We start from the raw sequence: 9,855 nt of genomic DNA, 5'->3' as shown, positions 1-9,855 counted from the left end.
CGCGCATCGCGCCCACGGGGATGTCGATGCTCACCTCTGGCCATTGCGCTTCAGGCGACACCCAGCCGCCATCCGTGCAGGTGACCTTAAAGTCATAGCCGTGCATGTGGATGGGATGGTTTGTCATCGTCAGGTTGCCGACGCGCACACGCACCCGGTCTCCCTTGTTGACTACCAGAGGATCGATGTCGGGGAAGATCCGGCTGTTCCAGGTCCACAAGTTGAAGTCGGTCATGGTCATGATGCGCGGCACGTAGGTGCCGGGATCAATGTCAAAGGCGTTGAGCATGATCAGGAAGTCACGATCCACCGGCATGAACGTTGGGTCCTTGGGATGGACCACGAACATGCCCATCATCCCCATCGCCATCTGCACCATTTCATCGCCATGCGGGTGATACATGAAGGTGCCGGATTTGATCAGGTCAAACTCGTAGACGTAGGTCTTGCCCGCCGGGATGCCGGGATGGCTCAGTCCGCTGACCCCGTCCATGCCGGAAGGCAGGATCATCCCGTGCCAATGAATCGTCGTCGCCTCGGGGAGCTTGTTGGTGACGTAGATGCGGACCCGGTCACCTTCGACCGCTTCGATCGTTGGACCCGTGGACTGGCCGTTATAGCCCCACAAATGCGCGATCATTCCATCAGCGAGTTCGCGCTCGACCGGTTCGGCGACGAGGTGGAATTCCTTCACCCCGTTGTTCATCCGGTGCGGCAGGGTCCACCCGTTCAGCGTGACCACAGGCGTGTAGTCCGGCCCAGAATTGGGACGCGCCGTGATCGCCGTTGCCGCACTGTCCATCTGCGCAGCCTCTGGCAACCCCATGTTCAGGGTTTGACCCCAGGCTTTTGAAGAGACCAGCGTTGCACCTGCGGCGCCGGCTCCGAGTAATTGACGTCTATTCAGCATGTCATATTCCTTTCAGTGTCCTGCGCCGCCACCGGCGGCAAGTGATACGCCCTCTCCATCGCCCATTCCGCCTGCGCCACCGCCGTATATGGCGGCAGTCAAGTTCGCCTGGGCCAAGTAGAAGTCACGCTTGGCATTGGCCGCCTCGAGCGAGGAACCAAGTTTTTCGCGCACATCCGTGAGCAATTCGAAGGTGTTGGTAATCATGCCGTTGTAGGACAGCAGGCCTTCTTCCTCGATGGTCTTGCGCAGCGGCACAAGAACGTCGCGGTAGTGACGCGCAATCTTGTAAGATGCGTGATAAGCGGTCTCAGCAGAACGTGCTTCGGACCGCACATTGACCGCGCGCTCAGCCAGAACATTTGCTGCCTGAAGATACATCAGCTCCGCTTTGCGCATCCGCGCCTTGCCGGTGTCATAAATCGGGATGGCGAACTCCAGCTCAATCTGCGGGGTAGTTTCAGTTTCAAGGTTACCGTCCTCTCTTTCCCGCTCTGCTTCGAAACCAGCGATGAGCTCGAGATCGGTCACAAGCCGCGTTTGATCGGTCAGCCCGAATGCAGCCGCCTGCGCTTCAAGCCCGAGTTTAGCGACCCGCAGGTCGAACCGGTTTCGAAGGGCTTTAGCTTCCAGGTTAGTGATTGGCCCAACCGACCTCGGGAGCGCTGGCAAAGCATCGGGCACGTAGTAATTCACTTCGGTGCCCCACAGCCCCATTAACCGCGTCAGATCTTCTTTGGCTTGGGTTGCATTCAGTCGGGCCTGTGCCAGCTGTCCAGCCAGCTCGGCATTGAACGCTTGTTCCCGCGCCTGACCGGCCTTGTTCAGCGCGCCGGTCTCGCCCAGCCGGGCCGCAAGTTCTGACCCGGCGTCGGAAGTGGCCTTGGCACGCTTGAGATACGTTACAGTTTCAAACGCAGCCACGGCGTTGATCCACGCCATTCGCGTCTGGTTGGCAAGCGCAAGCGTGTCATTCACCGCATTCATCTGTGCGGCCCGAAAATTCGCATCTGCCAGCAGAACACGTTGCTTCCGCGTTTGCGCGTCAAGGATGTTCGCTCGAAACAACCCTTCTATCGCCCGGTAAGCGCCCAATTCCGCAGCTCCGATGCCAAGCACTCCGATTGCAACGATCGGATTCTCCGGCGTTGATTCCTGCCAAGCCTCTGCAGCCGAAAGTCCGACATTGGCATAGGAGGCTTGCAGCCCCTTGTTGTTCAAGAGCGCGACCTGCACCGCCGTGTCTGCCGAGATCGTTCGTTGATGGACCATTGCGTGAACTTGTTTTTTCAATTCCGCGTTCTCGGCTTGGGTCTGCGCAAAAGCTGTTCTTTTGCCGATGGCCGCCGCGGTCTGGGTTGACACAATCGAAAACCCGGCTTTCTGGTCCGTGTAGGCATCTGGAACCGCCGTCGCGCATGCTGCCAGTGTCATTGGCAGACCAAGCGCAAGTAAAGGTCTCGTCAAAATCATCAGTTTGCCTCCGATTGCTCTTCGTTGACCTCGCGCCAGTCGCGCGGGCCAGTTGGGCCACGATACGTGTACCCGGCCAGGGGGTTTTTGTAGGACAAGGGGGATGAAACCGTACCATTGAACGTAGCCTCTTGGCTGGCAACGCTCGGAAGCGGCGTGGGCTCTGACGTGCACGCCCCAAGCACGAGCGCAGATGCGCCCAGAAGTATAGCAATTTTCATTAGTTTAGACCTGACTTATTGAGAAACTCGAGAACGCTTTGCAGGCGCACTCAGAAGATCCGCATACCGGATCGGCGGCTAAGTCAGACTCGTGGTGGGCGTTGTGGGCTGTCCGGTTCGAACGATACGATCAGGCGGTCGACAGCCACGTGACGCGCGCTTGGCTCGTCGCGCGACCGGATCACGTTTCTTTCATCGAGAACAACCGAAAAGCAGAAGCCGTTGCAGCATTGAATGCCGTCATGTTCGCCATCCGCGTTTGCAACGCGTTCGCTTTCCCCGCAATGAGTTGCAGCGGAATGGCCGTGACCACTATCGTTTAATTCAGACATCGTTTCGGCGCTATGATCTGTGCCAACCGGCTCGCCATGTCCGCCCATCTGAGCATGTAGAGCAGACGACGGAACTGTAGCCAAAGCAAGCACACAGATGATACCAAGCATCATCTGACGCAATCTTGAAATGGTGAGTGCGATCCTCATAGTAAGTTAAATGTATCATGGAAAGCATTCTGTCAACGTTTCCATCCTTTGAAAACTGTGGCCTGAGCCCCGACTCCCCTCCAACCATTTGGAGAATCCGCAGGTTACGGCAAGATCTATCGCTTCGGAGAGGCCTTCGCGGGTATCCTCATGGTCGCCGGAGCGCTCACCTGGCTTTCGGCACCCCTGGCCTTGTTCATCGGCACCGTAGGTGCGGTATCGGTCTTCAAGGCGGTCTACATCGACAAGCGCGAGTTGAAATGCGCCTGCGTCGGCGGTGACAGCAACGTGCCGCTGGGGTTCGTCTCGCTCACCGAAAACGTCATGATGGTGGTGATGGGGATCTGGATGCCGATCCGGGTCTACCTGATCGGCTGACGGCCCCGCGACCTCTACAGGGGCGCGGCGTGTACGACCTATTTGAGTGGTGGAGATGATCCCCACTTACCAACCATCACGCCAAGAGCTGGTTCGAGGTTCGTCAGCCGATTGTCGCGAGAAAAGGAAACGTCCCCAGCAGCCAATAGGCAAACCGTGACAATTGCCCGGTCATGATGGCAACTCCCATGATGATCATGGCAATACCCGCGCCCTTGTAGAGCCAGCGGCCGGCCTTGCCGATCTGCCTAACCCGCGCGGCGATGGCGTCGGTGAAGAGCGCCGCCAGCAGGAAGGGCACCCCTAGACCAGCGGAATAGATCGACAGCAGCCAGATGCCGTCCGACATGCCGCCGGAGGTCGAACTGAGTGTCAGGATCGCGCCGAGGATCGGTCCGATGCAAGGTGTCCAGCCAAAGGCGAAGGCCAGTCCCAGCACGTAGGCCCCGAGCGGGCGACCGCCGGGAATGTCGAGATTGAAACGGGTATCGCGCGAGAACGCATTGAGACGAAAGACACCCAGCATGACCAGTCCGAACAGAATGATGATCGCGCCGCCGAGATAGTTCAGTTCGGTGCGCCATGTCAGCAGCAGGGATCCAAGCGCACTGGCCCCAGCCCCGAGTGCGACGAAGACTGTCGAAAAGCCCAAGACAAAGCAGGCGCTCAACCCGAGCGCCCCGGCGCGCGCCCGCAGGCCGACCGAACGCGTCGTGCGCAAATCCGGCTGGCCCGCAATATAGGAGACATAGCCCGGCACCAGCGGCAGGACGCAGGGCGACAGGAACGAAATGGCCCCCGCCAGAAAGGCCGCGAAAATGCCGATGCCGGAGATATCCGTCATTTTTCACGATCGGCGTTGAAGGGCCGCAAGGCCCACCAGAACGCGGTCAGCGGGATCACGATCCATTGCAGCACAGGTGACAGGCCCGCATCAAGGATCGGAATGATCGGCATCAGGTCCGAATAGGCCCAGGCCGCGCGGATCACGATGTTGAGCCATTCACTGAACAGCGTGTATCCCAGCCCGAATACCACCGTAAGGACAGTCACAGACCGCCGCGTGGAGGCAACCAGGGGCCAGCCCCGACCCGACAGCATGAGCGCAAGCATCAGCGTGCTCATGGCGATCAGGATATCGCCACCCGTGCAATGGACGGCTGCGAAGACAATCTCCCCCCAAGTGCCCTCTTTCCAGATCGTGTAGAGCGGCATATGTGCGAACTCCCAGATCAGATTGGCCGGGATTATTACCGAAAAATACCGACGCAGAGCTGTCAGGGAGATTCCGTCTGTCGAGGACAGCCTGACGCCAGTCGCGACGACACTCATTGAAACACACCTGTCAGCTGGTCCCACCAGCTGGGCTCCCGGCGTCGATGTTGGTCGTTGTTGATCAACTCGCTGACGTAGAGGATCAGGTTCACGTTCTTGAAGTCCATGCCATGGAATTTTGCGGCGAACCGTCCGCCGATGTCCACGACATGGGTGACCGCTCCGTGCATCATCATGTCGCTGTCGGCAGTCATCGTGAACTCCATCCCATATTCCCGCGCGAGAAGGCGCGTTACGTCATCAGATTGATGAGGCTGCTTGGTCAAAATGACCCAGTTGCTCGTGTCGAGTCCATGCCGATCCGCGTAATCGCGCAGCAGGTCCGGCGTGTCATTCACCGGATCGGTCGTGATCGAGATGAACTGTACCAAATCTTTCATCGGCCCGTCGTTGATCGAGGCCTGAATGGCCCCGATCTTTTGGGAGTGGAGCGGGCAGATATCCGGGCAATTGGCGTAGATGAAGTGCAGGATGACCACCTTGTCGCCGAAGTCTGACAAGCGCACAGTATTCCCCTCGGAATCCCGCAACTCGAAATCCGAAGCCTGCGCTGCATCGATGGCTTGGAAGTAGGGTTCCATCTCGAACATACGTGCATCCAGGTTTTCACCCGGATGATTGGCGAAGGCCGGAGACGAAATCGTGGTCGCAAGTATCGCCAAGGCTGCGCGACGGGTCAGAAAACTGTTCAAGTGTCGCCTCTTTCAGTTTGAATGGGATTGGCTGTTTTCGCATCCTTACATTGTCCGCCGGACCCGCCCTTCATGCACAAACCGAGACCGCACATCGCAGCGCAGGGGGCCAGCGAGACCAGAACAGGCGCGAGCCCGATCGCGGTGAGCCATCCCCAGTTCAGCGCCATGCCACCCCCCATGACCGTTGCCGCACCGACGAAAAGCAATCGCCTGCGCGCCAACCACGGGGGCCTGTTGCCAGCACTGGAAATGCCTGAAGTGGCTGCGTCGCTGGACGGTATTACGTCGGTCATCCGAAAAATCCTTTCGATGTTGGTGAGATAGTCATTCCGGCAACTGGAAGGTCAAGGGTGAGGGAACGTCTTCTGGGGAACTCATTCGATAAATCCGCGCAGAAAGGACACCATTTCGGGGTCGTCCCATTCGGCTGGTCCGACCAGTCGCCCGAGCTCCCGCCCCTGCGCGTCGATCAGGATCGTCGTCGGCAGGCCAACGGTGCGCAGCGCGGTCATCGAAAGCATGGTCTGGTCGACATACATATTGAGATTGGTGACACCGATCTCGTCGTAGAAACGCCGAACGATTTGTGATCCGGCCCGGTCGATGGAAAGGGCAACCACTTCGAAGTCGTCGCCGCCAAGTTCCGCCTGAAGCGCATCCAGCGTCGGCATCTCTTCGCGGCAGGGGACGCACCAGGTTGCCCAGACGTTCACGAGGATCACCTTGCCGCGAAAGTCCTCCATGTCCCCACGGCTGCCGTCTTCTTTCTCGTAGCGCACATTGGCGACGGGCTGCGGGGTATCGTGCAGGGCGAACCCCTGCGGTCCGGCAAACGCCGTGCCGACGGACAGTGCCCAAGCGATCAGCGCCGGTTTCAGATGTTTCATGGCGTTGTCTCCTTGGCGGATTGGGTGTTCAGATCACGGACGATCGGCAATAGGGTTTCTTCCAGGATTGACCGCGTAATCGGACCGACATGGCGGTAGGCGATGGTGCCATCGGCGATGACGTAGGTTTCGGGCACGCCATAAACGCCCCATTCGATGCCAGCACGTCCGTTGATATCGGCCCCGATGCGCGCGTAGGGATCGCCCAATTCGTCGAGCCAGGCGCGCGCCTGATCGGGCGGGTCCTTGTAGTTGATTCCGTAGAGCGGCACCTCACCGGTTGCGTTCAACTCCATGAACAGCGGATGTTCGGCACGGCAGGGCACACACCACGAGGCAAAGGCGTTCACCAGTGACACGTGTCCGATCAGGTCCTGCGTCGAAAGACCTTCCTCGCGGCCGAGCACCGGGGGCAGCGCGAAGTCGGGCACGGGATTGCCGAGAAGTGCCGACGGCAAGTCGTCGCCACCCCTGAAAAGCCCCCAACCGAACAGGACCATGAGGGCAAAAGCTATCAGCGGCACCAGCACGAACCCGGAGATACTGCGTCGCGACACAGGGTCGGCATTTCCCTCGACCTCTTCCGTCATGGCTGCGCCTGCTCATCGGCAAGGGATCGGCTTTCCTGCGACGCGCGGATCCGGTTGGGCCATGTGCTCTTGATGTAGTCAATGATCGCCGTGATCTCATCGTCTGTCAGCACATCCTCATATCCGGGCATGTCGCTTTCGTACCCGTTCCCGACAATCGCCGCCGGTCCGCGTTTCACGATGTCGAGCAATACGCGGTCGGGGTGATGCCAGGTATGGCCGGAGGCGTCGTGCGGCGGGGCAGGCAACCTGCCGTTCGGCAATCGTGTGCGCCAATCTGATTGCCCCTCCAGGTTTGCCCCATGGCAACTGGCACAATTTTCTTGATAGAGGCGCTCACCCATGCGCACGTCGCTCTGCGCCGCAACGGGCAAAACTGTTGTGGCGAGCAGGACAGCCGAGAGCCTAATCGTGTTTTTCACTAAGTTTCCGCCTTCTTATTGCGAGCCACCTACAGAGAATGAAAAGTGCCGCGAGCAACGACAGGACAAGTAGGACGCAAAGCGCCCAGGCCAATCCCATCGACAACAGGCTGTCGCCGCTGCTGGCACCCTCAGTCCGCATTCTGGCACATTTCTATTTCCCGCTGTCCGAGCGGATGTATTTGACCAAGGCGATCGCCGCGAGCACCAGCACACCCACGATCAGCAACCAGACGAGGCCCATCGCAATCATCATGCCGCCGCCCATCATTCCACCGTCCATCATCATGCATTCCATCCTTTGCTTTCCCTTGAAGCCGGTCTGACACGGGTTCGCACTAGACCGCGCGATTGATCATTCGACCGCATATACGGTCGGGCTCACACCTTCCTCGACGGTGTAAATCTTGAAGGGCTCCTGTTTCGCGCCGCCCATACCCGGCGACCCCAATGGCATGTTGGGAAGAGTCACACCGGCAATTTCCGGGCGCTCTTCCAGCAGCCTGTTGACGACATTGATCGGCACGTGGCCGCTGACAACGTATTCGTCCAAAGAGGCTGCATGGCAGCCTTGGAAGTCATCCGGGATGCCCGCATCGCGGCTAATCTGCGCCAGATCGTGGGTCGGCTTCACCTCCACCGTGAAACCGTTCTCGCGCAGATAGTCCGCGTAACTCTCGCAACATCCGCATTGTGGGTTCTTGTAGAGCGTGACCTCCTGCGCCGCGGCAGGCGCGGCATTCAGGCTCATCGCAAGGACGGCGACGGTACCTGCCGTGCCGAGGCTGGCAAATCCAAGTATCTTCTTCATCGGTTCATTCATTTTCATGGTTCTAAGTGTGTGAGTTTCAGGTTTTGATCGTGCCGGGTTCGACACGGATGACGCCCATCATGCCCGCCGCCTGGTGTTCCAGAATGTGGCAATGGAACATCCAGTCACCGGGATTGTCCGCGGCGAAGGCGATCTCGACCCGTTCTTCGGGTGCCATCAGGACGGTGTCCTGCCATTCGCGATACCGAGTCGGTTGTCCGTTGCGGGCGATCACACGGAACGAATGCCCATGAAAATGGATCGGATGGTGCCAGGCGGTGCGATTATCCATCTCGAACATGTGCGACGTGCCCTGCGGCAGGACCAGCAAGGGGTCCATCATATGACCCGTCGCGGCTTCTCCATTGATGAACCACATGTTGCCCTCGCGCATCTGGTCCATCATCGACCCCATGCCGCCGCCCATCATCATCTGCCCCATCATTCCGCCGTTGAAGACGATCCGGTGCCGCGCGGCCGACGCCATGACCGGTTCGGCCAGCGGGTTGGGCGGCAGCTCCATCGACCAATCCGGCACCGTGTCCCGCAGCCTGTCCGGCGCGTAGGCAAGATCGACCAGACGGTATTCAAGTCCCTCGTAGAAGGCATCGATGACGGTCACGGCATCTCCGGGCTTGCCGGTCAAGTCGATGACCAGATCGACACGCATCGCCGGGCCGATCACCACGACCCCGCCGTCAGGGGCATGGGGCGTCACGGGTTGACCGTCCAGCGCGACCACGACGGGGGCAAGACCCCCGAAATCCAGCCCGAATATCCGCGCGTTCGCCGCGTTGACTAGCCGCAAGCGGATGCGCTCACCGGATTGCACCGAGATGCGTTCGGGGATCTGACCGTTGATGGTCACGGAATTGCCAATACGACCGCCGTGCATCGCGTCATGGCGGTTGCCGAAGTCATCCGCAATCTGTCCGTCCCGGGTCATGCGCCAGTCGTCCAACATCCAGGTCATGTCGCGATCGACGCGGATCGGGTCCGCCTCCTCGACGATCAGCGGCCCGTAAAGCCCGCGTCCGACCTGTTCCGAACTGCGCTGGTGCGGGTGATACCAGAACGTGCCCGCATCCAGCGCATCGAATTCGTACAGGAATTCGCCATCGAAGGGGATCGGGTCCTGCGTGAGGAACGGCACCCCGTCCATCGCATTGGGCGTGCGGATGCCATGCCAGTGGATTGTGGTCCCTTCATCCAACCCATTTTGAGCCACAACTCGCACGCGGTCGCCCTGCCGGACCCTGATTTCAGGACCGGGGACGGATCCGTCATAGCTCCAGACATTAGTCGGGCCGTATGGTGACGGGCGCAGGGCGGCCTGTCCGGATGCCGCGCGTAGGACAAATGGGTCCCCAGTTGGATCGGCCATCGCCATTCGTGCAGGTGACAGAGCGGATAGGGCTGTGAATGCGGCACCTGTGCGAAGCACGTGCCTTCGTGAAATCGGTCTGTGGAGGATCATCGCAACTGCCTTGATTTGAAAGGGTCGCACTCAGCCAGCTTCGGCCAAGGCAAGAATCAGGCCTCGCAGCAGGCGAGGCCGGTTTCAGGTTCAGACAGGCAGTTTGGGAGGGAATGGATCAAGCGACGGATTCGTGCCGAGTGAGATCAGAGGTTCGGCACCCCGGACGGCAGT

13 protein-coding genes and 1 pseudogene are annotated in these 9,855 nt (G+C 59.6%); 1 reads left to right on the top strand and 13 read right to left on the bottom strand.

The window, feature by feature from the left end; translation table 11 throughout:
* The 3 genes from XM53_RS21955 to XM53_RS23325 all read right to left on the bottom strand — a co-directional run.
* Nucleotides 1-910, bottom strand: a 910-nt coding sequence (locus XM53_RS21955; RefSeq protein ID WP_144435655.1) for a copper oxidase, incomplete at its 3' end; no start/stop codon positions are given.
* Nucleotides 911-922: 12 nt separating this feature from the next.
* Nucleotides 923-2,383, bottom strand: a complete 1,461-nt coding sequence (locus XM53_RS21950) for a TolC family protein (protein WP_057796934.1) — start codon at nucleotides 2,381-2,383, stop codon at nucleotides 923-925.
* A 304-nt stretch (nucleotides 2,384-2,687) separates the two neighbouring features.
* Nucleotides 2,688-3,050, bottom strand: coding sequence for a hypothetical protein (locus XM53_RS23325; protein WP_152498344.1), 363 nt, complete (start codon nucleotides 3,048-3,050; stop codon nucleotides 2,688-2,690).
* Nucleotides 3,051-3,191: 141 nt separating this feature from the next.
* Here XM53_RS23325 and XM53_RS21940 point away from each other — a divergent pair.
* Nucleotides 3,192-3,464: pseudogene (locus XM53_RS21940) on the top strand (glutaredoxin); the annotation flags it as partial.
* A gap of 103 nt (nucleotides 3,465-3,567) precedes the next feature.
* Here the strand turns inward: XM53_RS21940 and XM53_RS21935 are convergent.
* The 10 genes from XM53_RS21935 to XM53_RS21895 all read right to left on the bottom strand — a co-directional run bounded on the left by XM53_RS21935 (nucleotide 3,568) and on the right by XM53_RS21895 (nucleotide 9,681).
* A complete protein-coding gene (locus tag XM53_RS21935; RefSeq protein ID WP_057796932.1) occupies nucleotides 3,568-4,308 on the bottom strand; it encodes a cytochrome c biogenesis CcdA family protein in 741 nt (246 codons plus the stop codon).
* The gene (locus XM53_RS21930; protein WP_057796931.1) at nucleotides 4,305-4,796 is read right to left on the bottom strand and encodes a hypothetical protein; all 492 of its coding nucleotides are present in this window, start codon (nucleotides 4,794-4,796) and stop codon (nucleotides 4,305-4,307) included. The genes XM53_RS21935 and XM53_RS21930 overlap by 4 nt, the downstream gene beginning before the upstream one ends.
* Nucleotides 4,793-5,491 (bottom strand): SCO family protein, encoded by a 699-nt coding sequence (locus XM53_RS21925; protein ID WP_057796930.1) that lies wholly within the window; start codon nucleotides 5,489-5,491, stop codon nucleotides 4,793-4,795. Before XM53_RS21925 ends, XM53_RS21930 begins: the two co-directional genes overlap by 4 nt.
* Nucleotides 5,488-5,787: a hypothetical protein gene (locus tag XM53_RS21920; RefSeq protein ID WP_057796929.1), complete on the bottom strand. Its 300-nt coding sequence runs from the start codon at nucleotides 5,785-5,787 to the stop codon at nucleotides 5,488-5,490. Before XM53_RS21920 ends, XM53_RS21925 begins: the two co-directional genes overlap by 4 nt.
* Nucleotides 5,788-5,868: 81 nt before the next feature.
* The gene (locus XM53_RS21915) at nucleotides 5,869-6,381 is read right to left on the bottom strand and encodes a TlpA family protein disulfide reductase (RefSeq protein ID WP_057796928.1); all 513 of its coding nucleotides are present in this window, start codon (nucleotides 6,379-6,381) and stop codon (nucleotides 5,869-5,871) included.
* Nucleotides 6,378-6,971, bottom strand: a complete 594-nt coding sequence (locus XM53_RS21910; protein WP_057796927.1) for a DsbE family thiol:disulfide interchange protein — start codon at nucleotides 6,969-6,971, stop codon at nucleotides 6,378-6,380. Before XM53_RS21910 ends, XM53_RS21915 begins: the two co-directional genes overlap by 4 nt.
* The gene (locus tag XM53_RS21905; protein ID WP_408006101.1) at nucleotides 6,968-7,345 is read right to left on the bottom strand and encodes a c-type cytochrome; all 378 of its coding nucleotides are present in this window, start codon (nucleotides 7,343-7,345) and stop codon (nucleotides 6,968-6,970) included. Before XM53_RS21905 ends, XM53_RS21910 begins: the two co-directional genes overlap by 4 nt.
* A gap of 202 nt (nucleotides 7,346-7,547) precedes the next feature.
* Nucleotides 7,548-7,682 (bottom strand): hypothetical protein, encoded by a 135-nt coding sequence (locus XM53_RS23990; protein ID WP_009503829.1) that lies wholly within the window; start codon nucleotides 7,680-7,682, stop codon nucleotides 7,548-7,550.
* Nucleotides 7,683-7,748: 66 nt separating this feature from the next.
* Nucleotides 7,749-8,204, bottom strand: a complete 456-nt coding sequence (locus tag XM53_RS21900; RefSeq protein WP_057796925.1) for a DUF411 domain-containing protein — start codon at nucleotides 8,202-8,204, stop codon at nucleotides 7,749-7,751.
* A gap of 37 nt (nucleotides 8,205-8,241) precedes the next feature.
* Nucleotides 8,242-9,681 carry a multicopper oxidase family protein gene (locus tag XM53_RS21895; protein WP_082631182.1) on the bottom strand — a complete coding sequence of 480 codons (1,440 nt, stop codon included), beginning with the start codon at nucleotides 9,679-9,681 and terminating at the stop codon, nucleotides 8,242-8,244.
* Between the last annotated feature and the right edge of the window lie 174 nt (nucleotides 9,682-9,855).

It is taken from the genome of Roseovarius atlanticus (assembly GCF_001441615.1).
Classification (GTDB): Bacteria; Pseudomonadota; Alphaproteobacteria; order Rhodobacterales; family Rhodobacteraceae; genus Roseovarius; species Roseovarius atlanticus.
This window is presented reverse-complemented; position numbering and strand designations above follow the sequence as displayed.